Annotated in this window: 24 protein-coding genes; 11 read left to right on the forward strand and 13 right to left on the reverse strand. The window is 34.1% G+C overall.

The features are described from left to right. Positions 1-48: 48 nt before the first annotated feature. Together lysS and R2Q16_RS13165 are read left to right on the forward strand one after the other, a co-directional pair. Complete coding sequence (gene lysS, locus R2Q16_RS13160; RefSeq protein ID WP_316737619.1) at positions 49-1,758, forward strand: lysine--tRNA ligase; 1,710 nt, start codon at positions 49-51, stop codon at positions 1,756-1,758. Positions 1,759-1,868: 110 nt separating this feature from the next. Further along, positions 1,869-2,081, forward strand: coding sequence for a hypothetical protein (locus tag R2Q16_RS13165; RefSeq protein WP_290244378.1), 213 nt, complete (start codon positions 1,869-1,871; stop codon positions 2,079-2,081). A gap of 38 nt (positions 2,082-2,119) precedes the next feature. On the opposite strand, the gene R2Q16_RS13170 is transcribed toward R2Q16_RS13165, so the two are convergent. Further along, positions 2,120-2,674 carry a pyridoxamine 5'-phosphate oxidase family protein gene (locus tag R2Q16_RS13170; RefSeq protein WP_316737620.1) on the reverse strand — a complete coding sequence of 185 codons (555 nt, stop codon included), beginning with the start codon at positions 2,672-2,674 and terminating at the stop codon, positions 2,120-2,122. A gap of 325 nt (positions 2,675-2,999) precedes the next feature. Continuing rightward, positions 3,000-3,539, reverse strand: coding sequence for a DUF2892 domain-containing protein (locus R2Q16_RS13175; protein WP_316737621.1), 540 nt, complete (start codon positions 3,537-3,539; stop codon positions 3,000-3,002). Between the two features lie 115 nt (positions 3,540-3,654). Here R2Q16_RS13175 and R2Q16_RS13180 point away from each other — a divergent pair, with 115 nt between their 5' ends. From R2Q16_RS13180 to R2Q16_RS13190, 3 genes are read left to right on the forward strand one after another with little or no spacing between them, the layout of a single operon-like run. Then, positions 3,655-4,173: a thioredoxin family protein gene (locus R2Q16_RS13180; protein ID WP_316737622.1), complete on the forward strand. Its 519-nt coding sequence runs from the start codon at positions 3,655-3,657 to the stop codon at positions 4,171-4,173. Positions 4,174-4,195: 22 nt separating this feature from the next. Continuing rightward, positions 4,196-4,876 carry a uracil-DNA glycosylase gene (gene ung, locus R2Q16_RS13185; RefSeq protein ID WP_316737623.1) on the forward strand — a complete coding sequence of 227 codons (681 nt, stop codon included), beginning with the start codon at positions 4,196-4,198 and terminating at the stop codon, positions 4,874-4,876. Beyond that, positions 4,858-5,535, forward strand: a complete 678-nt coding sequence (locus R2Q16_RS13190) for an alpha/beta hydrolase (protein ID WP_316737624.1) — start codon at positions 4,858-4,860, stop codon at positions 5,533-5,535. The genes ung and R2Q16_RS13190 overlap by 19 nt, the downstream gene beginning before the upstream one ends. A gap of 72 nt (positions 5,536-5,607) precedes the next feature. Here the strand turns inward: R2Q16_RS13190 and R2Q16_RS13195 are convergent, their stop codons facing one another. Further along, positions 5,608-6,078 (reverse strand): Lrp/AsnC family transcriptional regulator, encoded by a 471-nt coding sequence (locus R2Q16_RS13195; protein WP_090883791.1) that lies wholly within the window; start codon positions 6,076-6,078, stop codon positions 5,608-5,610. A 124-nt stretch (positions 6,079-6,202) separates the two neighbouring features. Between R2Q16_RS13195 and R2Q16_RS13200 the strand changes: the two genes are divergently transcribed. Then, positions 6,203-6,865, forward strand: coding sequence for a metal-dependent transcriptional regulator (locus tag R2Q16_RS13200; RefSeq protein ID WP_316737626.1), 663 nt, complete (start codon positions 6,203-6,205; stop codon positions 6,863-6,865). After that, the gene (locus R2Q16_RS13205) at positions 6,852-8,714 is read left to right on the forward strand and encodes an Nramp family divalent metal transporter (RefSeq protein ID WP_316737627.1); all 1,863 of its coding nucleotides are present in this window, start codon (positions 6,852-6,854) and stop codon (positions 8,712-8,714) included. The genes R2Q16_RS13200 and R2Q16_RS13205 overlap by 14 nt, the downstream gene beginning before the upstream one ends. On the opposite strand, the gene R2Q16_RS13210 is transcribed toward R2Q16_RS13205, so the two are convergent. After that, positions 8,704-9,180: a TlpA family protein disulfide reductase gene (locus R2Q16_RS13210; protein WP_316737628.1), complete on the reverse strand. Its 477-nt coding sequence runs from the start codon at positions 9,178-9,180 to the stop codon at positions 8,704-8,706. The two genes, R2Q16_RS13205 and R2Q16_RS13210, sit on opposite strands and share 11 nt — an antisense overlap. A 181-nt stretch (positions 9,181-9,361) precedes the next feature. On the opposite strand from R2Q16_RS13210, the gene smpB reads away from it, so the two are divergent. Beyond that, entirely contained in the window at positions 9,362-9,811 is a 450-nt protein-coding gene (gene smpB / locus R2Q16_RS13215) for an SsrA-binding protein (RefSeq protein ID WP_316737629.1), read from the forward strand. Between the two features lie 101 nt (positions 9,812-9,912). Here the strand turns inward: smpB and R2Q16_RS13220 are convergent, their stop codons facing one another. Next, the gene (locus R2Q16_RS13220) at positions 9,913-10,569 is read right to left on the reverse strand and encodes a protein-L-isoaspartate(D-aspartate) O-methyltransferase (protein ID WP_316737630.1); all 657 of its coding nucleotides are present in this window, start codon (positions 10,567-10,569) and stop codon (positions 9,913-9,915) included. Positions 10,570-10,782: 213 nt separating this feature from the next. Here R2Q16_RS13220 and R2Q16_RS13225 point away from each other — a divergent pair, with 213 nt between their 5' ends. Next, complete coding sequence (locus R2Q16_RS13225; protein ID WP_316737631.1) at positions 10,783-11,463, forward strand: hypothetical protein; 681 nt, start codon at positions 10,783-10,785, stop codon at positions 11,461-11,463. Here the strand turns inward: R2Q16_RS13225 and priA are convergent. Then, positions 11,460-13,940, reverse strand: coding sequence for a primosomal protein N' (gene priA, locus R2Q16_RS13230; protein ID WP_316737633.1), 2,481 nt, complete (start codon positions 13,938-13,940; stop codon positions 11,460-11,462). The genes R2Q16_RS13225 and priA overlap by 4 nt on opposite strands. After that, a complete protein-coding gene (locus R2Q16_RS13235) occupies positions 13,940-14,326 on the reverse strand; it encodes a DUF423 domain-containing protein (protein WP_316737634.1) in 387 nt (128 codons plus the stop codon). The genes priA and R2Q16_RS13235 overlap by 1 nt, the downstream gene beginning before the upstream one ends. 93 nt (positions 14,327-14,419) lie before the next feature. Here R2Q16_RS13235 and R2Q16_RS13240 point away from each other — a divergent pair, with 93 nt between their 5' ends. Continuing rightward, complete coding sequence (locus R2Q16_RS13240; RefSeq protein ID WP_316737635.1) at positions 14,420-15,988, forward strand: DUF3352 domain-containing protein; 1,569 nt, start codon at positions 14,420-14,422, stop codon at positions 15,986-15,988. A 26-nt stretch (positions 15,989-16,014) separates the two neighbouring features. Further along, positions 16,015-17,421, forward strand: a complete 1,407-nt coding sequence (locus tag R2Q16_RS13245) for a DUF5723 family protein (RefSeq protein ID WP_316737637.1) — start codon at positions 16,015-16,017, stop codon at positions 17,419-17,421. A 5-nt stretch (positions 17,422-17,426) separates the two neighbouring features. Here R2Q16_RS13245 and tsaB read toward each other — a convergent pair whose 3' ends face one another. The 6 genes from tsaB to R2Q16_RS13275 form a co-directional block, all read right to left on the reverse strand. Next, complete coding sequence (tsaB, locus tag R2Q16_RS13250; RefSeq protein WP_316737638.1) at positions 17,427-18,113, reverse strand: tRNA (adenosine(37)-N6)-threonylcarbamoyltransferase complex dimerization subunit type 1 TsaB; 687 nt, start codon at positions 18,111-18,113, stop codon at positions 17,427-17,429. 77 nt (positions 18,114-18,190) lie between these two features. Then, positions 18,191-18,421 (reverse strand): membrane protein insertion efficiency factor YidD, encoded by a 231-nt coding sequence (gene yidD / locus R2Q16_RS13255; RefSeq protein ID WP_316737640.1) that lies wholly within the window; start codon positions 18,419-18,421, stop codon positions 18,191-18,193. Next, entirely contained in the window at positions 18,405-18,803 is a 399-nt protein-coding gene (locus tag R2Q16_RS13260; protein WP_316737641.1) for a ribonuclease P protein component, read from the reverse strand. Before R2Q16_RS13260 ends, yidD begins: the two co-directional genes overlap by 17 nt. Positions 18,804-18,867: 64 nt before the next feature. Continuing rightward, a complete protein-coding gene (rpmH, locus tag R2Q16_RS13265) occupies positions 18,868-19,026 on the reverse strand; it encodes a 50S ribosomal protein L34 (protein WP_090883778.1) in 159 nt (52 codons plus the stop codon). Positions 19,027-19,699: 673 nt separating this feature from the next. Continuing rightward, positions 19,700-20,434: a LytR/AlgR family response regulator transcription factor gene (locus tag R2Q16_RS13270; protein ID WP_316737643.1), complete on the reverse strand. Its 735-nt coding sequence runs from the start codon at positions 20,432-20,434 to the stop codon at positions 19,700-19,702. After that, entirely contained in the window at positions 20,412-21,473 is a 1,062-nt protein-coding gene (locus R2Q16_RS13275) for a sensor histidine kinase (RefSeq protein WP_316737644.1), read from the reverse strand. The genes R2Q16_RS13270 and R2Q16_RS13275 overlap by 23 nt, the downstream gene beginning before the upstream one ends. Positions 21,474-21,523: the final 50 nt, after the last annotated feature.

Here is a 21,523-nt window from a genome sequence, read left to right on the forward strand (position 1 = left end):
GCCTCACAATGACGGAATAATTCATTACTTTTGCAAAAAAATCAATTAATGAGTATAGGATTATCAGAACAGGAATTATTGCGTCGCGATTCGTTAAAACAGCTTCGCGAACTGGGTATTAACCCATATCCTGCAGAGGCGTACGAAATAAATGCTAATGCAGCAGACATTTTAGCTAACTACGAAAAAGATAAAACAGCATACAAGACAATTAGCATTGCGGGCAGAATTATGGGCCGTAATATTATGGGAGCGGCTTCTTTTGCCGAACTTCAGGACGCTACTGGTCGTATCCAAATTTATTTGAAGCGTGATGAGCTTTGCCCTGGTGATGATAAGACTTTGTACAATACAGTTTTCAAAAAATTATTAGATATTGGCGATTTTGTTGGTGTAGAGGGCTATGTTTTTACTACTCAAACTGGCGAGATTTCGGTACATGTAAATAAACTAACAGTACTTTCTAAATCTTTACGTCCGTTGCCAATTGTAAAACGTGATGATGAAGGGAACGTGTATGATGGTTTTACTAATCCGGAATTGCGTTACAGAATGCGTTACGTAGATTTAACGGTAAACCCTGATTACAAACAAATCTTCATCAATCGTTCTAAAGTAATCAATACGATGCGTAATTACTTCGACAGCCAAGGCTGGATGGAAGTAGAAACGCCGATTTTACAAGCGGTGCATGGTGGTGCGGCGGCTCGTCCGTTTGCAACACACCACAACACTTTAGATATGCCCTTGTTCTTGCGTATTGCAAATGAGCTTTATCTAAAAAGGCTTATTGTTGCTGGTTTTGATGGCGTTTATGAGTTCGGTAAAATGTTCCGTAATGAAGGAATGGACAGAACGCACAACCCTGAGTTTACCTCGATGGAAATCTACGTAGCTTACAAAGACTACGTTTGGATGATGGGTATGGTGGAAGAGTGTTTGGAGAAAATTGCTGTGGCTATCCACGGTTCGCCGGTGGTTAAAGTTGGCGGACATAATATTGACTTTGCTGGTCCGTACGAGAAATTAACGATGTACGAATCTATCCAAAAATATACTGGTATTGATGTTTCTGAAATGAGCGAAGAGCAGTTGGCTCAAACTTGTAAAGAACAAGGTATTGAAATTGATGATAGCATGGGTCGTGGCAAATTGGTGGATGAATTGTTTAGCGAGAAAGTGGAAGCTAACCTAATTCAGCCTACTTATATCACTGACTACCCTATTGAAATGACACCTTTGGCGAAGAAACACCGTAGCAAAGAAGGTTTGGTAGAGCGTTTCGAACTTTTTGTAATGGGTAAAGAAATCGGAAATGCTTATTCTGAATTGAACGACCCAATTGACCAAAAAGAGCGTTTCGAAGAGCAATTGAAATTAGCTGCTAGAGGTGATGATGAGGCTATGGCTATGGATGATGATTTCGTTCGTGCTTTGGAGTATGGTATGCCTCCGACTTCTGGTTTAGGTATCGGTATCGATAGATTAGTGATGTTAATGACTGATCAATCGACTATACAAGAGGTGTTGTTTTTCCCTCAAATGCGCCCTGAGAAAAAGAAAATTGAATTAACCGCTGAAGAAACAGAATTGTTTTCATTAGTTACAGAAGGTGAAAATTTACTACTAACCGATGTAAAAGCGAAACTTTCTGATTGGAGCAATAAAAAATGGGATACCACTTTAAAAGCACTTACTGCTAAGAATATCCTTAAGGTTGCTAAAACCGACAACGGTTTGTTTCTATCTCATAAGTAATTCAAAATCTGAGGTTAACACAAAGATAACATAAACTTAAAAGGCTTGCTAACAATTGTTTAGCAAGCCTTTTCTATATTTACAGCAATCGACATTAAAAAAATTGCCGTATGAATACTTCAAGCCTAGAAATTACAGAAAGAGAATATTGCATCAAATTAAGTAAAGATGCTTTCGATTTATCACTTGTGCACCAGCTTATAAAAAGAATCCAGGCAGAGGCATTTTTCTTTAAAAGAGCCGAAGCTGAGGAGGATGATATTTTGAGTAAAAGAAATCAAAGAGAAGAATTAGAAGGTTTTGATTATTTAGGAGATAAATAATCAATCTTCCTACTTTCAACTCTAAATTTTAAACAAGTTTAGTCAATATCTAAACTTCCTTCAACCGAATCATCCATTGTTTTTCCGGTAACAACCGAAGCAGCCATTTTCAAAAATGCAACAGCTGTTCCGTGTTTAGTATCCCAATAGTAGCCTTCAGATGGAATTACTTTTATTAAGGTAATATTCGGGTCGTCTTTTCCTCCTTGAAACCAGGTTTTAATAAATGGACTCCAAAGTTCATCAATCTTCGCTTGGTCTCTGCTTATTTCCGAAATACCATAAATATTCACAAAACCAGAATGCGCTCCTGCTTGAAAGAGTAAATGTGTAAATGGGTCGGCAGAAATTTCATCATTTTTATGACTATCTGCCATACTCATAAACCAAATATTACCTTCATCATCCACCTGCTGAATCGCCATTGGCCTAATAGATAACGGTACACCGGTTTTAATATTTGTGCAAAAGAAACAACTTTCCGCCTTATCAGCTAAATCGCGTAATTTTTCGATAGCATCTTTGGCACCCAAATCTTTAATATTGTCTTCTTCCTGAGTATTATTAGTACTTCCTTCTTGTGATGTTGCCATAAGTAAATGTTTTACTATACTACATTTAGCAAATCAATAAGTTTTAGAATTTCTTAAACAGATATTTTTGAAAAGCAATTTCAGTTACCAGATTAATGTTAGTCCTGCTTTCGCTACAATCTTTTTGTCATTGTTCATCTGTACAATTTCCGTCATTGCGAGTAGGATCTAGGTGCCAATCTTTTTCTTAAAACCAACAAAAAGTATTTCCGCACCAATCAGGTTTAAAAAACTGCTTTCCATCTAAAAATTAAAAAAGCTTCCCGTTACAAATCAGTTCAAATAAAAAAGCCGCTTCTTTTAAGAAACGGCTTCCGCATATTTTTTATCTATATCTAACCTGCTGCTGTTTATCCATCATAGCCATCTGGTCTTTCATTTGTTTAATCTGGTCGGCAAGCAATTTATTTTTATCTGCTTTTTTAGCATCAGCTAAATACATTGTTGCTTCGCGTTTATTACGCTTAGCCATCGCAATTCCTGCTAAGCTTAACTTTGCTAAAGCAATATTATGATCCATTTGCATACCTAGACTTAAAGCAGCCTTAAAATACTTTTCCGATTTCATTGGAGCAGTTCTGCTTTCAATTAAACCAACAAGCAGATTATAGTAACCATGTTGAACCTTAATCAACTGGCTTTCGTAATTAGTAATACGATTTAAAAACTGTTCAGCTTTTGGCATATTATCTTTACGTAAAAACCATTGTGCTAAAAGCATATTTTCATTAAAGAAATAAGTTACTAAAACGATTATTCCAAGCAATATTGCTATAATCCCCCAAGGCCAAAACCCGAAAATGAATAAAGCAACTGCGCCGCCTAATAATGCAAACCCTGCAATCAATCTTATAAAATTTGGCATAAAATTTATTCTAAATATTTTTTTTTTGCAAATATCGTTTTTAAATGGCAGAATTTAGATATTAAAACAATAATTTCAGTAAAATTTTACAACTACCTAAAAGCATCGAATTAACATGAAAATTTTCTTATACATTATCCTAATAACCACCGCAATGAATGTTTCTGCTCAAGAAGTAAATAAAAAGATTCACGATAAAGTTCACAATAAAGATATTTTATTAAACGCCTGCACTCGCGAAGGCTTGGTTTCCTTTCCTGAATTTAAAGAAATGTACGATCCGTTATACGAAGCTTATGTTCCGGATGCAGCCACCATGATTGAATTAAAAAAAATTGCAGGTAAAGAGTATATCAAAATTGTTTTGGGAACCTGGTGCGGAGATAGTAAAGTGAATGTACCTAACTTTTTTAAGGTGTTGGATGCATTGCAATTCAAAGAGAAAAACACCGAAATTATCGCCGTTGATGGCTACAAGAAAGCTGAAAATGGAATTATTGATGGCTTAAATATTCAAAATGTTCCAACCTTTATCATCTTAGATAAAAAAGGCAATGAATTGGGTAGAATTGTTGAGCATCCTAAAACAACTTTAGAAGGAGATTTGTTAGCTATCCTTAAAAAGAACAAATAATTCAAATCCCAATACTAAATATATGTCTGCTGCTTTAGAACCAGGTTGGTTAGCTGTGTTAAATGATGAGTTTGAAAAGGATTACATGAAAAACCTTAAAGTCTTTCTGTTGGAAGAAAAGGAAAAAGGCCATAATGTTTATCCTAAAGGAGTAGATATTTTTAATGCGTTGAATACTACTCCTTTCGAAAAGGTTAAGGTTGTTATCTTGGGGCAAGATCCATATCATGGAATTGGTCAGGCTCACGGATTATCATTTTCAGTACAAAAAGGAGTTGCCATTCCACCATCCCTTAAAAACATTTATAAAGAATTAGAAACAGATATTGATGGATTTAAAACTCCATCGCATGGTCATTTAACAGATTGGGCAGCACAGGGGGTTTTGTTGCTAAATGCTACTCTTACAGTTCGAGCTTCAGAAGCTGGTTCGCATCAAAACCGAGGTTGGGAGATATTTACCGATGAGATTATTAAATCCTTATCTGATAAAAAAGAACATATTGTGTTTTTACTTTGGGGCAAATATGCTCAACAAAAAGCAGTGTTAATCGACCAAAAAAGACATTATGTTTTAACAGCAGCTCACCCCTCGCCTTTCTCGGCTTATAATGGCTTCTTTGGCTCCAAACATTTCTCTAAAGCAAATCAATTGTTAGTGCAGAATAATTTTAAGCCAATAGATTGGAAACTTCAGGCCTAATTAATGCGTATTTCATCAGTGGTTTAGGTGCTGATAAAAGAATCTTCAATAAAATTAACATTAATAAAAATGTAAACATTATTCATGTTAATTGGATAGAACCTTTTAAAAATGAAACTTTACCGGATTACGCAAATCGACTAAGCAAAATTATTGATAATTCTAAACCATTCATCTTGGTAGGCGTTTCATTTGGCGGTATGTTGGCTACAGAAATCGCAAAAATAACTACTCCATTAGCAACAATCGCCATCTCCACAACAATATCAAGCCATCATTTACCACAGATGTATCAATTGGCTGGTAGATTAAATATATTGAGATTTATACCTTCCAAGCTCTTAAAATCATCAAACAAACTAACTCAGAATTATTTCTTTGGGGTGCATGGTGAAGAGGAGAAACTTCTTCTAAAGAATATCGTAAATGATACTGACCCAAAGTTTTTAAAGTGGGCCATTGGTAGTATTATTACTTGGAAAAATAGCATCAAGCCGAAAAACCTTTATCACATTCATGGTACGAATGATAAAATCTTATACTCAAAAAATTCTAAGCCAGATTACTTAATAAATAATGGCACCCATTTTATGGTTTACCAAAATGCAACGGAGATTTCTACGATAATGAACAATATAATCTTGACATCCAAAAAATAGATTGCAACATTTCAATAAAAAATTGAAATTCACAATGACGATTTTGTTTCAAAGCCTCTTAACGGGTTTGGGTTAATACTCCAAAGGCACTATTGGCTCCTTTTTAGTCGTAGACATAATCATCATCGTTTGGAAGGTTTTCACAACCGATATTTTACTGATCTTATCCATTATTAAACGTTCGTAAGCTTTAATATCTTTAACATAAACCTTTAATAAGAAATCCGCCTGACCCGTAACGTGGTGGCACTCCGTAATTTCCTTTATCTGGTTAACTTCATCCAAAAAGATTTGAATGGTATTGTTTTTATGAAAATCCAGCTGAATCTGGATAAAAGTTTTAATGCCTAAACCTAGTTTTTCCTCATCAACCAAAGCATGATAGCTTTTTATATAGCCGGCCATTTCCAGTTTACGCACCCTTTCTAAAGTTGGTGCAGGAGAAAGTCCGATTTCTTGAGATAGTAGGAGATTTGTAATTCTACCGTTTTCTTGTAAAATCTTTAAAATTCTAAAATCAATTTTGTCTAATTCTGATGCCATATGTGTTAAGGTAAATAGAACACAAACATAACCAAATTATATTCTAAATTTTAACATAATTTATCATATATATTTTAAATTATTTTTTTTAGATTTACCTAAAAATTTAATTAGATACACATAAATGCAAAGTTTTACTGAAGAAAATTATTTGAAAGTAATTTATCATTTGGCTCAAAAAACAACAAACGTTCAAACCAACGCAATTGCAGAGCAAATTCAAACCAAGCCTGCATCGGTAACGGACATGATAAAGAAACTTGCAGAAAAAGAGCTTGTAGATTACGTAAAATATCAGGGTGTAACCTTAACCGAAAAGGGAAAACGAGCGGCCATCAGCATTGTTAGAAAGCATAGACTTTGGGAAGTTTTTTTGGTTGATAAATTAAATTTCAAATGGGATGAGGTGCATGATGTTGCTGAAGAACTTGAGCATATAAAATCGGTTGATTTGATTGAAAGATTAGACGAGTTTTTAGGTTTTCCGAAATCTGACCCACATGGAGACCCAATTCCTGATAAAAACGGAACATTTGCTAAAACTCAATTTATTAAGTTAATAGAACTAAAAATTGGCGAATCTGGAACGATAACAGGCGTTAGTCAACACACCTCTCCATTTTTAAAACATTTAGAAAAATTAGGTTTAACCTTAGGCAAGGAAATACAAATTACTGATGTAACGGATTTCGATGGTTCTGTAGAAATATTGGCAAACAACAAACAAATTAATATTAGCAGAGAAGTGGCTAAACACATCCTAATTAGCAATAATGGCAAAATCTGAATCGCTTAGCGAGGTACACCAAAGTGTAGATACAAATAAAAGAAAAGGTTGGAGGAGAATATTATCTTTTATTGGCCCAGCGTATTTAATTAGTGTAGGTTACATGGACCCAGGAAACTGGGCTACCGATTTAGCTGGCGGAAGTAAATTTGGTTATCAGCTTATCTGGGTGCTGTTAATGTCAAATTTAATTGCCTTACTCCTGCAATCACTCAGTGCTAGGTTAGGAATTGTTAGAGGTTTAGATTTGGCACAAGCATCTAAACATGCTTACCCAAAATGGGCTAACATTCCATTATTTATGCTGGCACAAACTGCAATCGTGGCTTGTGATTTAGCTGAAATTATCGGCATGGCAATTGGTTTGCAGCTACTTTTCGACCTACCATTAATCTGGGGGATTTCGATTACAATTTTCGATACGATACTTCTGCTTTTCCTCCTAAATAGAGGTATGAGGGCAATGGAAGGGTTCATCGTTTCTATGGTTTTTATAGTGGGTATCTCCTTTTTGGTTGAAATGTTTATTGTTGAACCATCACTTAAAGAGATAGCTCGTGGCTTTGAACCTTCAGTTTTAGGTGGAGATGCACTTTACATCGCAATCGGAATTATTGGTGCAACTGTAATGCCGCACAACCTTTATCTTCACTCGTCACTGGTACAAACCAGAAAAATTGAGCGTACAAATAAAGGCATAAAAGAAGCGCTTAAATTTAATCTGATTGATACAACGGTTGCATTAAATCTTGCCTTCTTTGTAAACGCAGCCATATTAATTTTGGCAGCAGCGGCTTTTTACAAAAATGGTTTACACGAAGTGGCCGAAATTCAGGATGCGCATAAGTTACTATCTAATATTTTCGGAAACATTGCGCCTACTTTATTTGCAATTGCTTTAATTGCAGCCGGACAAAGCTCAACTGTAACCGGAACCTTGGCTGGTCAAATTGTAATGGAAGGTCATATTAATCTGCGTATTCAACCTTGGTTACGAAGATTAATTACCAGACTTTTAGCTATCGTACCTGCTTTCTTTACCATTTTACATTATGGCGATGACGCTTTAGGTGGCTTATTAGTTTTAAGTCAAGTAGTATTGAGTTTACAATTAGGCTTTGCTATTATTCCACTAATTCATTTTACATCAGACAAAAAGCTGATGAAAGATTTTGCCATTAAAACCTGGGTAAAAGTTTTAGCATGGACAAGCGCAGCAGTTATTATTGCCTTAAACGTTAAATTGGTAATTGAAGAAATTAGCGGTTGGACCAAGGATAATAACGAATGGTGGGTTTATGCGCTAATTATTCCGGCAATAACGTTAACCGTATTGTTGCTTCTTTACGTTTTCTTTCATCCTTTGTTAGATAAGAAAAATCACCATAAACAAATGGTTCCGCATGGTGAAGCTTTAGATATTGGGAAAATTGATAAAATCAGTTACCAGAGGATTGGAATTGCTGTTGATTTCTCAAAAAACGATAGAAATACAATAAGACATGCTTTAATACAAGGAGGAAAAGATGCTCAATATTATCTTATCCACGTTGTTGAAACTGCCGCGGCCCGTTATCATGGAGATAAAGTTATGGATCATGAAACCAAAAGTGATGCTGAGAATCTGGAGAAATACAAAATCAACCTGGCAGATTTAGGCTACGATTCTACAACTTTTATCGGATTTGGAGGCACTGCCAAAGCTATCGCAGACATCAGCAATAAGAATGAATTAGAACTTTTAGTAATGGGTGCTCACGGACATAAAGGATTGAAAGATTTGATTTTCGGGACAACCGTTGATGCCGTAAGACACCGTGTAAACATACCGGTATTGATTATCCGATAGATTTCAAAATCTTTTTGATGCCACCATCACCATCGCCAAATACCAATAATTTACCACTGGTAGAATAAAGGTACATTGCAGGATATTTAGTTGGTAAAAAGGTTGGAATAAAAGTGCGGTTTTTATCTTGCAGCACAACTACATTAGGTTTTAAATTTAAACCAGGCGCATAAGTTCCAAAAAACTTCTGAATAGAAATCGATTCATCTAAAGTAACCATGTAAATATTTACATTTTTGAATTTACTGTATGATTTATTTAGTTCTGATGCTTCTCTTTGGCAATGTTCGCAAGTAGCATCAAAAAGAATAAATAGAGTTTTCTTTGCCTGATTTACATTTACATTGGAGAATGGTTTTCCATCGAGCTTAAAAAATTTAAATTGTGGCAAATATGCAGGCTGCTGTGCGTTTGCACTAAAAGCGAATAAAATAAGACTTGCAAAAAAAAGGTTTCTAAACTTCATATGAAATAAATAAACCCAAACATAATTTTTTATTTGCGAACAATACAATTATAATTTGAGTTTTACACTAACAGAACATTACAGATAATTTTAAACAGAATAATAACGCAATTTTTAGGATATTTGCATCCCACTGTTTTCAAAGCAGAAGCTTTAGCAATGGTTTTAATACAATACAATTTTGAAAAACGACATCAACATAAAAAATAAAAGAGCATATTTTGATTACAATATAATTGATAAGTATGTTGCTGGAATAGCACTTTTAGGAACCGAAATTAAAGCAATTAGACAAGGGAAAGCAAACATGACAGACGCTTTCTGCATGTTCATTGGCGGGAACTTATACGTACGAAATCTTCACATTTCTGAATATAGCCACAGTTCTTTTTATCACCATGATATTAAAAGGGACAGAGTTTTATTATTACAAAAGAAAGAAATCAGAAAATTAAAAGCTAAGGGCGAAGAAAAAGGTTATACAATTGTTCCGCTAAGAATCTTCATTACTGAAAGAGGCTTTGCTAAAATGGAAATTGCTTTATCTCAGGGTAAAAAAGAATTCGATAAACGAGATAGCATTAAAGAACGCGATTCGAAAAGGGAATTGGATAGAGCAATGAAAATTTAGTTAGTTCATTAGTAATTAGTATAAGTTTAGTATTTCAAGGAATTTAATCGTTGATTTCTAAATCCCAATACCACCAATAAACTAATGACTAATGAACTAATTTACCAAGCTTGGTCGCCTACTAATGGTACAAACCTAAAGGTATCAAGTACAATCTTTTCGTAATCCGTTTCGCTAATCCTTAAAACAGTTACCATTTTTTGAGTATGTTCATCACCGACTGGAATGACTAATATACCACCTACTTTTAATTGCTTTAATAAAATTTCAGGAACTAAAGGCGCACCAGCGGTAACAATTATTTTATCGTAAGGTGCCTCTTCCGTAATACCTTTTGAGCCATCACCACAATAAAACTTTGGTCGGTAGCCCATACCTGGTAAAATTTGAATGGTACGGTTATAAATATTTTCCTGACGCTCTATTGTAACCACATTTGCACCAAGTTCTAATAAAATGCAAGTTTGATAGCCAGAGCCTGTACCAATTTCAAGTACTTTATCTCCTTTTCTAATGTGAAGCAATTCACTTTGGTAAGCTACCGTGTAAGGCTGTGAAATGGTTTGACCATCTCCTATTGGAAAGGCGATATCCTTGTATGATTGGTTCCAGAATGTTTCATCGAAGAAAAAATGACGAGGAACTTTACCTATTGCTTTAAGTACGTTTTCATCCTCAATTCCGCGAGATTTTAATAGTTCTACTAATTTTTTTCTCGCACCTCTTTCCCGGTAGTTATCAACAAATTTATAGGCCATGAAGTTTCAAAAGTAGCGTTTTTATGTTGGGAAACGTTCTAGTATTTTTTAACATTTTATAAGTTGCAGTAAATCAAATATTAAATTTTACTGATAATAATCAATGTTAAATTATGTTATAAGATATGTTAAATGATAATATTCGTTGTTAATTAATAATTATTTCTACTTTTGAATTTACAAAACGTAATAAAAATATCTATCCTCTCTTAAATGAAAAAAATACTTTTAAGCATTTCCATCCTATTTGCAGCCGCTACCACTTACGCACAAACTAGCGCTGATTTTAATTATTCACTTGCTGTAAGAGGTTATAGCTTAATGCAATTGCCAAAAATTTTAAATCAAACTAATGCCCAGGATTACACAAAAATGGCGGGAAATGGTTTAATGTTAAAATTTAACGATAACCAGATTAGTTATAGAATTAGTGCAAATTATTTCAGAGATAAAGATGTTAGATTCCAAAACACCTGCGAAACCTGCGAAATTGCAAAAGGTAAAGTAACTGATTATTCATTTAAAATCGGTTTTGAAAAGAATTTTAACTACTCACGCATCCAACCATATTTTGCATTTGATATTGGTTATCGCTCAAATCGTTTTACAGGTATGCTAAGCCCAGCGAATTCTAACGTAGCAACAAATAATCAATCTGCTGATGCAACTAAAAATGGCTTAGTGATGAGCCCATCTTTGGGAATTAAGTTCAATATTATACCAAACCTTTCAATTTTTGCAGAGAGCAGCTTAGACTTTAACTATTCTTACGAAAAACAAGATATTACGCAGGCGAACTTAGCCGGAAGGACAATCAACACTTACAATAAATGGGAATTTTTATTAAATCCCGTTTCTGCTGGAATACAATTTAATTTCAACAGTAAAAACTAATAAGGATCTACATCTATTTGAGTGATTACACTCTTAAAATCTTTTGTAGCATTAAACTGGGTAAGGGTTTCTCTTAAAACGGCTTTCACTTTATTAATTGCAGTGTGTTTATCCGCTTTAATAATAATTTGCTTTATATAGAGATTTCTTACCCGGCTTACCAATGGCTGTTCAGGGCCCAAAACACGCGGACCAAATTTAGCTTTTAGTGTATGTGCAAGCGTAAATGCAGCCTTATCCAAAACATTTGAATCTTTATGTTTAATGTAAAGAAAAATCATCCTAGAAAATGGTGGATATAGAAATTTCTCTCTTTCTACAATCTCATCATTGTACATGCCTTGATAATCATTCTCAACAACCTGCTTAATTATTCGGTTATCGGCATCATAAGTTTGTATACAAACGTTACCTTGTTCGGCTCGTCTTCCTGCCCTACCAGCTACTTGGGCTAATAATTGATAACTTCTTTCGTATGCCCTAAAATCAGGGTAGCCAAGTAAGGTATCCGCATTTATGACCCCAATAAGGCTCAAATTGTCAAAATCTAAACCTTTGGCAACCATTTGTGTTCCGATTAAAATATCTGTTTTTTTATTCTGAAAATCTGATAAGATTTGCTGCAAACCATTTTTAGTTCGGGTTGTATCCATATCCAAACGGGCAATTGTAATCTCCGGATACAACAACCGTAATTCTTCTTCAATACGTTCGGTACCAAAGCCTTTCTGCTCCACATGAACAGAACCACAAGCCGGACAAATATTTACGCTACTTTGTTGATAACCGCAATAATGGCAATGCAACTTGCCACTACTTTTATGGTAAGTTAAACTTACATCGCAGTTAACACATTTAGGTGTGTAACCGCAGGTTGCACAAATTAAAATCGTAGCATAGCCCCTTCTGTTTTGAAAAAGCACAATCTGCTCTTTCTTACTCAATGCTAAATCAATATCCTTGATAAGCACACTTGAGAAGTAAGAAACCATCGTTTTTCGTTTGGTTTCTTCAGAGATGCTAACCACTTGCTGATTTGGAAGTTTAACACCACCAAAACGCTCATTCATTTCTACCAAACCATACTTGCCATTTAAAGCGTTATAATAACTTTCTAATGATGGTGTTGCAGAACCCAATACAACCTTGGCTTTATGTAAGTGCGCTAAATATATTGCCGAATCTCTGGCTTGATAACGGGGCGCAGGATCGTACTGTTTGTATGATGGTTCGTGTTCTTCATCAACAACAATAAGCTTTAAGTTTTGAAAGGGCAAAAATACTGCTGAACGTGCACCTAGAACAACTTTATAAGCACCTTGCTTAACTTTATTCCAAATTTCAACCCTTTCGTTATTGTTAAATTTAGAATGATAAACACCAATCGAATTACCAAAATATTGCTTAATCCGCTCGACAATTTGCGTGGTTAAGGCAATTTCAGGCAAAAGAAATAAAACCTGTTCATCATTATTATTTATTATACTTTCGATTAGTTTAATGTAAACCTGGGTTTTTCCTGATGCCGTAACACCATGTAAAAGCAAAACATCTTTTTCTATAAAGAATTCGTTGATTTTATTTAAAGCAGTTTCCTGGCTCTCATTTAAGTTAAAATTAATGCTAAAATCATCATCATTTGAACTTAACCGACTTACAGGTCGTTTTAAAACCGTAAAAACCTCTTTATCCGTAAGTGCTTTTAAAGCAGCAGGACCGCAATTACTTTCCTCTATTAATTGCTCTTTTGATATTGGTAAGCCAGCTTTATTTAGTTTTATGTAGGCTAATAAAGCATCTAATTGTTTTGGAGCTCTTTCAAGCAAAGTGAAAAGCTGCTTTAGATTTTCTTCTTCATCATAAAAATGATTAAGAATAATAAATGATTTAAGTAATGGCTTATACTTTTGGATAACTTCTTCAGCAACAAGAATTAGCTCTTTCGCTAAAAGCTGGTTAATTATCGGATAAATGCTTTTTTGTCCGAGTAATTTAGAAACATCGTTAACCGTTAATTTCTGTTGCTTTTTTAAAGCTGAAATGATGATATATTCTTTATCAGTAATGGATGTGGCTTCGTCATAATCATCACGCAAGATTAAAATGGTTTCACTTGCCAATTTTAAACTTGCAGGTAATGCTGCTGCCATTACATCGCCTTCATTACACATGTAATAATCGGTCATCCACTTCCAAAATTTCAGCTGGAAAGGTGTAACAACAGGATCGGCATCAACAATATCAATTATATATTTTGCTTCGTAAACCGTTGGAGGAGTAGTTGTAATATTACTGATTAAAGCTGTGTAAATTCTGTGTTTGCCGAACTGAACAACAACTCTCTTACCAATTTCAACCTGATTATTCAAATCGAAAGGAATACGATAAGTATAATTTTTCGCTAAAGATAAAGGCAAGATTACCTCTACAAAAAGCGTTTCCCTTTCTGCAAAAATATCAGGTTCAAAAGCAGTCATTATTTATCTTTTAAAGCGGCGAAGAATAACATTATCCAGCCCAACACAAAAAGCAAACCTCCTATTGGTGTAATCGGTCCGATAACATCAACAAATGGAATATTTAATAGTGTTCTCGTTGCAAGTAAATATAATGAGCCGGAAAAAAGGATTATTCCAAAAGTGAAACAAAAATATGCGATATTAATAAGCTTGTTTCTATATCTTGCAAAGGTTGATAAATACAAAAGTGCAAACGTGTGGTAAAATTGATATTCTACACCTTTTTGCCAGATATCTAAAGATGATGTATCAATTGTAGCTTTTAAACCATGGGCGCCAAAAGCACCAAGTAAAACAGCAATTGCGCCAAAAAAAGATGCAGTAAGGATGATACGTTTGTTCATATAGAATTTTGCTTAAAGCAAATGCTAAATTAATAAAATGAGTAAGAACTTAGCACAATTGGATGTAATAATTTAAATTTGTTGCACAAACACATGAAAAAAATTTTAGTTATTTTAATTGTATTAATTACAGGAGTTATAGTTATGACTTACCTGTATTTTTCAAAATTAGACAATGACAATAATGCTAAAGACCTTGCACTTCAATCAGCTACGAACAATGCAGCGCTGATATTTGCCTTTCAAAATGACAAAAGCTTCTATCAAATAATCGAAGGTCAAAACCTGATTCAGCAGGCTTTAGGTGAGGAGAAAAATAATTTACTCAAAAAACTAAAATCATATTTTATACAGGATGCCCTGCTCAATAACTCCATTTCAGATCAGGAAATTTATCTAAGTATACTTCCAGACGAAAAAAAAGAACTTAATTTCTTAATTACAGTTCAGCTTCAGGCTGATAAAACTTTTCAAAAGTTCTACAATCTTTTAAAAACAAAGTATTCAATTAATAATGACGGAAACGATATCTACAAGGTTAAACTAAAAGATAGTCTAGCCATCTTCATCGGAACAAAGAATCAGGTTATCACAGCATCAACCTCAAAAAAATTGATTTCTGATGCTGCTGTTCGTTTAGCCGAAAATCCTTTTACAGATTACATCAAACAGAATAATACTCAAAATAAAAACGTTTTAGCCCAAATCTATATCAACTTTAATCAATCGCCATTATTGTTGCAAAATATAATTGCTGGCAAATTAAATGGAGAAATCTCAATATTTGATAAACAGAATAGTTATGCATCATTAAATTACAATTTTAGTAAAGAGAAAATTTTATTTAATGGCACTACAGAGCTTAAATCGGCAGATAATTATTTAAAATTATTTGAACAAACACCTAATCAAAGTATTTCAATAACCAATATACTTCCTAATAATACTGCTAATTACAGTTTGTATGCTTTCGACAATTACGAAAACTGGCGAAAAAAATTAAAGGTTTGGCAAACAGCTGTAAGCGACAATAAAAAAATTGAAACTGCCATTAATACTGTTAAAAATGAATACAGAGTTGATTTGAATTCGATTTTCAATACTTACACGCAAAATCAATTTATTTGCTTTCAATTAAGCACCACTGAGAAATTAGGCGCAATATCTTTATCGAACGGAGAAAAAAGCAAGCAATTGCTGCTTGATGTAAGTGCAGATTACAACGAAGATATCCGAATATTTAAGCAATCGGACATTTTATATGCATTCTTCGGCGAGCCTTTCAAAAAATTTGGCAGGCCGTATTACACTATAGTTGATAACTATTTGGTTTTCGCCAACAATGCAAGCACAGTTGAATCTTTTTTAAACAGCTACAGAAACGATAGACTACTTATCAACCAACCATCGTATTTTGAAGCGTTGAATTTACTTTCCACCACTTCAAATGTGAGTTTCTATATTAATACCGACAATTCAAAAGATATATTTCGCTCAAATATTCTTGCGCCGTACTACAAACATTTAAGGGCAGACAGCGGCTTAAAAAGCTTTGATACATTTTATTACCAAATGAGTGCCGATGGAAATAAATTTATCACTAACATGCTATTAAACAAATATTTAAAACCAGAAATACCAGATACAACCAGCAACCGTTAATACTTGCACAGATAAGAAATATTTACATGAAGAAACTTTTACTTGCCCTAATATTTATCTCATTTTATCAAATGGGGTTTGGTCAGCAATATGGATTATTTGGAACTAAAACTATGTTCGATGCCTTTGAAAATCCATCTCAAAAATCTTTTGTTTTAGATTCATCCAGAAGATTCTCATCAAACTTTTTCTTGCCTTATTTTGGTATTAATGGTGCAAATACTGGAAGTTCAGAAACAGTTGTTAGAAGATTAATTAATGAAGGTATAAACGATACAAGATCCTTACCACTTGGAACGGGTGAAATTAATCGTTTCTACACCAATGCGAATATGTATGTGCTTACGCTTCGTATATTTCAATCATACAAATACCAGAAGGAAATGGGTTTTGCATGGCAAATCCGTAATGATGCCCAAATAAATTACACCAATGAAACTTTGGCAATTTTCGATTCATACCGAAGATTCCCTCAGCTACAATTGCTAAACGATATTTTTAACACAAACGGTTATCAGCAATCGTACCACCAGTTCAGTTTCACCTATCGCGAAAACTACAACAAAAGATTAGCCTTTGGTGTTAAAGCCAGTTTATTAAGCGGTATTATCTATAATGATCTAGATATCTTTCAATCCTCACTGCTTATTAATCCAGAAACAGAAAATTTAGTACTTGGTCTTGGAGGAACATATTCTGCTAATTTTAATGACGAGCATAAAATCAATAAAAACACTTTTATTCCAACCTTTAAAAATCCTGGTGTTTCAGTAGGTTTTAGTACAAATTACACAACAAAAAAAGGCTTATTTTTGATGGCTAACATTAAAGATTTAGGTTTTATTTGGTGGCGACATAATACCCATAAAACAACTGTAAGTACAAGAAAAGATATTAATATAGAAGAAGGTCAAAGTAATACAAATGAAGAGATTAGAGATATTTTCCAGCTTAACGAACAACCGGATAAATTTGCAGCATTAACAAACGCCAAAGCCGATGTTTATCTTACTAAATCTTATGGTTTCTACAAACCCGGAATCGCGGTTTCTAAAAACCTTTTTTATCGTGGTGGCGATATCGCTTTCATAAACACCTTTAATTATAATAACTTATCAGGAAGTGTTATTCCGCTATATAATTTGAATAATGTTTTCATGATGGGGATTCAAGGCAAATATCAAACCCCAAACTTTGAATTCTTTATGGGTACTGATAACTTATTATCAACGGCAAGTACGGCTTCGGGTTTAATTAAACGCGATGGAACAATTGGAAGCGGCTCAAACGGTGCGTCGTTCTATATGGGATTAGGCATAAAATTTGGCAACGTAGTTAATCACCCGCAATTTAGCGATGTTATGCCCGGAATAAATGATGATGAAGACGGTAGTTTCTTCAGAAATCTGTTTTCTATTTTCAAGAAGAAATAATTGATTTAAACTTTTTTCTTGGGTTGAGTTAAAACAAAATCTTTAAGATAAAATGGCTCAAAGTAAGCAACATCTTCAAAATTGCCAGCTTGGAAACTATTGTGAGCCAATTCCGAAATATTCGCGGATGAGTTAAAATTATTGTTATTAAATTTTGCAGTTTGTTGATTTAAAACTTCAGCACATTTAGCAGAACCATCGCCAATAAATGTTAGGGTTTGGTTTGCTAAAAAGTCACCAAAACTATTTTCATCAATAATTTTAGCCCAAGTTTCCTCAAGCACATTTAAGTTAGTATCGAAAACAGAGGTGTAAACTTCCATCCTTCTGGCATCAATCATTGGACAAATTAGACCAACATATTCAGGGTTTTGAGCTATAAAACCGGCAGCCATCATTTTGAGCGTTTCAACAGCTATAAGTGGCTTTCCTAAAGCATAGCACAAGCCTTTAGCAGTAGAAACCCCGATTCTTAAACCTGTATAAGAACCTGGCCCTTTACTAATCGCGATGGCATCTAAATCCTTATAACTTAATCCTGCTAATTTGATAACCTCCTCAATAAACAACGTCAATTTACTTGCATGTAAGTTTTGACCAATTTCTTCTTTTGTAAAAGTGGTTATACCATTAACTGATAATGCAACAGAGCAAACTGAGGTAGCCGTTTCGATTTGAAGTATTGTAGCCATTGCGCAAAGGTATTAAAGAAATGGAAAATGTGAGATGAAAAATGGTTAATACAACAACAAATAGATTGTTAAATGTCTTAAGGAACCGGATCATGACCATGAGCACCCCAGGGATGGCATCGACCGATACGTTTTAAAGCAAGCCAGCCACCTTTAAAAGGCCCATGTTTTTTTATGGCTTCTATTCCATATTGAGAGCAAGTTGGTGTAAACCTACAATTTGCACCAAGCATGGGCGAAATCGCATATTGATAAACCCTTATCAAACCTAAAAAAAACCAGCCAAATATTTTATTTACCAGCTTCATCCGGATTAATTAAATTTTGAAACCGCTTAAATGTCGAAATTAATTTTTTCTCAATAAAAGCAAATTCATACTTATCCTTACCAACAAATTGAATAGAAAATAATAGCAAACCTTTATCCTCTGGTAAAAGAACATAAAACTTTTCTAATTTATTTAATCGATAAGCTTCGCGAATGCGGCGTTTTAGAAGATTGCGGTCTACTGCCCTTTTATATCTCTTTTTCGGAACATTGATAACCACCTGAACGGGAACATCAATTTTATCCTCAATAAAGATATAAGAAACCCGAAATGGGTATAATAAAAAAGAAGAACCGTTTTTAAACAGCAGTTCTAAATGTTTCCTGCTGCATAACCGTTCTTCTTTTCTGAATGTGTACATATTTTTTTGATTGAATTTGCAGATTTGATCTGCCTCCTCTGCATTACAGAAAAGCAATCAAAAATTATGCTTTATGCTTACGCTCGTCTGAAACTGTTAATCTTTTTCTTCCTTTAGCACGACGTGATGCTAATACTCGTCTGCCGTTAGCTGTAGCCATTCTTTCGCGGAAGCCGTGTTTGTTTCTTCTCTTTCTTTGCGAAGGTTGGAATGTTCTTTTCATGACTGTATTTTATCTGTTGTAATTTTAAAAATTAAGAGGTGCAAATATAAAGCGATTTCTCTACAATTGCAAGTCTGTTTAATTATTATTTTTCTATTTGAAAAGCAAATGTAGTAATTCTTTTTAAAATTTAGTCCCGCCTACGCTTCAAGCCCGAGAAAATCGGGGCTTTCTCGCTAGAGTCGGGTTTAAATTAAAATGGTCTCTGCTCCTATTTAAAGTTGTATAATGCCTACAAACCCAAAGCGGCTTTTAATCTTAAATAGCCAGACAAAAAGTATTAATCAAAATAATGAATAAAATCCTCAAATAGTGTAATACTTTGTAGGTATACCAGTTAGATTTAAAATAAAGGAATAGTGACATCGGAGTAAGAACTATTAGCTGTAAAGAATAAAATAGATGACCATCCCAATTTTTAGTTGCGCATATACCAATACTTATAAAGCAAACAGAATAAATGATTCCAGAAAAAATAGAGAAAAACAAATATCTCTCCTGTCCAACAGGAATCATATACCATCCAAATATTAAATAATAAATCGCCATGAGCCAAGATGATATTAGTATTGGTACATAAGATTCATTTTTAACAAAAAGGGTAGAAAAAACAATTGACAGAAAAATTAGTTCTTCGGCCTTAAACTTTTTAAAAATCAGAAAATCCATGCTATTACAAACCCAAAGCGGCTTTCAGTTTTACGTAACCGGTTTTGCTTACCGGCAACCAGATATCCGATTTAAGCAAAACCACATAGCTATCTTTTTCTTTTAATTCTATTTTAGTAACCTGAGCTAAATTTATAATGTACGAACGGTGGATACGGATAAATACTTCGGCATCGAGTGTTTTTTCAAAATATGCCATCGTTTTGTTCTTGTAAAACGAACCTTCAGATGTACTTAGTTTAACATAATCATCATCAGCTTCGAGGTAATTAATTTCAGCAACCGGAATAATTTTAATTACTCCATCCTTCTTAACTACTACCCTATTATTTTGGTTCGGACTAAGTGCTGCAGCATCCAAAACAGCCTCAGTATTTCCTGGTTGACTTAATCTTGATGGCAGTTTTTTAATCGCCGCATCAAACCTTGCTTTATCAATCGGTTTTAGTAAATAATCTACAGCATTAACCTCAAAAGCCTTAATCGCATATTCATCAAAAGCAGTTGTAAAAATTACTGCTGGTTTATCCTCCACAAGTTCTAACATTTCAAAACCGCTAATTTTCGGCATTTGAATGTCTAAGAAAATCAAATCGGGTTTATGCTGTGTAATTGCCTTCAAGCCTTCAAAACCATCGCAGCATTCTGCAACTATCTCAATTTCTTTATGTTCCGAAAGGTAGAATTTTACAATATCTCTGGCTAAAGGCTCATCATCAATTAATATGGTCCTGATCATTTTTTTGAGGAATTTTTAAGGTGGTAATATATAAATTATTTGCCTCAATTTCGGTTCTTAAAAGTTCAGGATTTGCAAACAGTAAGTATAATCTTCGCTTGATTGCAGTTAAACCAAATCCGGTTCCGCCTGTTGCCTTCATTTCAGGGTCAAATGGATTTTGTACACGAAGTTGTAAAATATTATCGCTAACAGTAACATCAACCTTAATAGTTATGGCAGTTGAGGTATTATAAAGACCGAATTTAATCGCGTTTTCTACAATTGGCTGCAGCAATGTTCCAGGCAAACATAGCCTATGCGTATTTTCATCAACATTAACTTCAATATTTAAACGATGGCTAAATCTCACTTTTTCAATATCAAGATAAAGCTGAATATACTCCATTTCTTCTTCTACAGAAACCCATAACTCATCATCTCGTTTGAGTGTGCCACGCAAGAAAGATGCGAGTTTGGTAATCATAACACCTGCCTCTTTTGGGTTAACCATCGTTAAGGCAAAAACAGAGTTTAAACTATTAAATAAAAAGTGCGGCTGTAATTGATGCCTTAACTTATTCAGTTCCGCCTCCTTTGCTAAATTTTGAGCAGCCAATAATCGGGATTGTGTTTCAGATTGCTCTTCCAACCTGTACCATAAAATGTTAGCCAATGCGCACCAACCTAAACACATAAAGGAAATCAAACCTCTAAAAGCAAAAGAAAAATTATAGAAATCTTTGTAATCCTTAAAGTCGGTATAAATATAAAAGAGTGAATATTTTGCCAGGTAAATAATTACGAAAGTTAGGGCAAGTGTTATAATAAGCACGTACATTATCCTTTCATTTTTTGGCTGATAATAACCTAACATATTACTGATGCTGATGCAGGCAATAGCAAGCAAAAAATTATTGATAACACTATCGGTTATTGCAATTATCCATGAAAAGTTTACAACGTAATGTATCCCAATGGCACACAAAATAGTCCAGCAAAGTGCAATACCCAAGGCTATTTTCTGTATTTGTGGAACTGAAAGCGGTCTAGTTGTCAAAATGGTTTAGGTTTATTTTAGTTAGATGTAATGTTTTTTTTTATAAATGC

It is taken from the genome of Pedobacter aquatilis (assembly GCF_032678425.1).
Classification (GTDB): Bacteria; Bacteroidota; Bacteroidia; order Sphingobacteriales; family Sphingobacteriaceae; genus Pedobacter; species Pedobacter aquatilis_B.

Excerpts from the sequence above, each read along its gene's own strand:
- lysS (WP_316737619.1), top strand. The coding sequence starts at position 49 with ATGAGTATAGGATTATCAGAACAGGAATTATTGCGTCGCGATTCGTTA.
- R2Q16_RS13165 (WP_290244378.1), top strand. The coding sequence starts at position 1,869 with ATGAATACTTCAAGCCTAGAAATTACAGAAAGAGAATATTGCATCAAA.
- R2Q16_RS13170 (WP_316737620.1), bottom strand. The coding sequence starts at position 2,674 with ATGGCAACATCACAAGAAGGAAGTACTAATAATACTCAGGAAGAAGAC.
- R2Q16_RS13175 (WP_316737621.1), bottom strand. The coding sequence starts at position 3,539 with ATGCCAAATTTTATAAGATTGATTGCAGGGTTTGCATTATTAGGCGGC.
- R2Q16_RS13180 (WP_316737622.1), top strand. The coding sequence starts at position 3,655 with ATGAAAATTTTCTTATACATTATCCTAATAACCACCGCAATGAATGTT.
- ung (WP_316737623.1), top strand. The coding sequence starts at position 4,196 with ATGTCTGCTGCTTTAGAACCAGGTTGGTTAGCTGTGTTAAATGATGAG.
- R2Q16_RS13195 (WP_090883791.1), bottom strand. The coding sequence starts at position 6,078 with ATGGCATCAGAATTAGACAAAATTGATTTTAGAATTTTAAAGATTTTA.
- R2Q16_RS13200 (WP_316737626.1), top strand. The coding sequence starts at position 6,203 with ATGCAAAGTTTTACTGAAGAAAATTATTTGAAAGTAATTTATCATTTG.
- R2Q16_RS13205 (WP_316737627.1), top strand. The coding sequence starts at position 6,852 with ATGGCAAAATCTGAATCGCTTAGCGAGGTACACCAAAGTGTAGATACA.
- R2Q16_RS13210 (WP_316737628.1), bottom strand. The coding sequence starts at position 9,180 with ATGAAGTTTAGAAACCTTTTTTTTGCAAGTCTTATTTTATTCGCTTTT.
- R2Q16_RS13220 (WP_316737630.1), bottom strand. The coding sequence starts at position 10,569 with ATGGCCTATAAATTTGTTGATAACTACCGGGAAAGAGGTGCGAGAAAA.
- R2Q16_RS13225 (WP_316737631.1), top strand. The coding sequence starts at position 10,783 with ATGAAAAAAATACTTTTAAGCATTTCCATCCTATTTGCAGCCGCTACC.
- priA (WP_316737633.1), bottom strand. The coding sequence starts at position 13,940 with ATGACTGCTTTTGAACCTGATATTTTTGCAGAAAGGGAAACGCTTTTT.
- R2Q16_RS13235 (WP_316737634.1), bottom strand. The coding sequence starts at position 14,326 with ATGAACAAACGTATCATCCTTACTGCATCTTTTTTTGGCGCAATTGCT.
- R2Q16_RS13240 (WP_316737635.1), top strand. The coding sequence starts at position 14,420 with ATGAAAAAAATTTTAGTTATTTTAATTGTATTAATTACAGGAGTTATA.
- R2Q16_RS13245 (WP_316737637.1), top strand. The coding sequence starts at position 16,015 with ATGAAGAAACTTTTACTTGCCCTAATATTTATCTCATTTTATCAAATG.
- tsaB (WP_316737638.1), bottom strand. The coding sequence starts at position 18,113 with ATGGCTACAATACTTCAAATCGAAACGGCTACCTCAGTTTGCTCTGTT.
- yidD (WP_316737640.1), bottom strand. The coding sequence starts at position 18,421 with ATGAAGCTGGTAAATAAAATATTTGGCTGGTTTTTTTTAGGTTTGATA.
- R2Q16_RS13260 (WP_316737641.1), bottom strand. The coding sequence starts at position 18,803 with ATGTACACATTCAGAAAAGAAGAACGGTTATGCAGCAGGAAACATTTA.
- rpmH (WP_090883778.1), bottom strand. The coding sequence starts at position 19,026 with ATGAAAAGAACATTCCAACCTTCGCAAAGAAAGAGAAGAAACAAACAC.
- R2Q16_RS13270 (WP_316737643.1), bottom strand. The coding sequence starts at position 20,434 with ATGATCAGGACCATATTAATTGATGATGAGCCTTTAGCCAGAGATATT.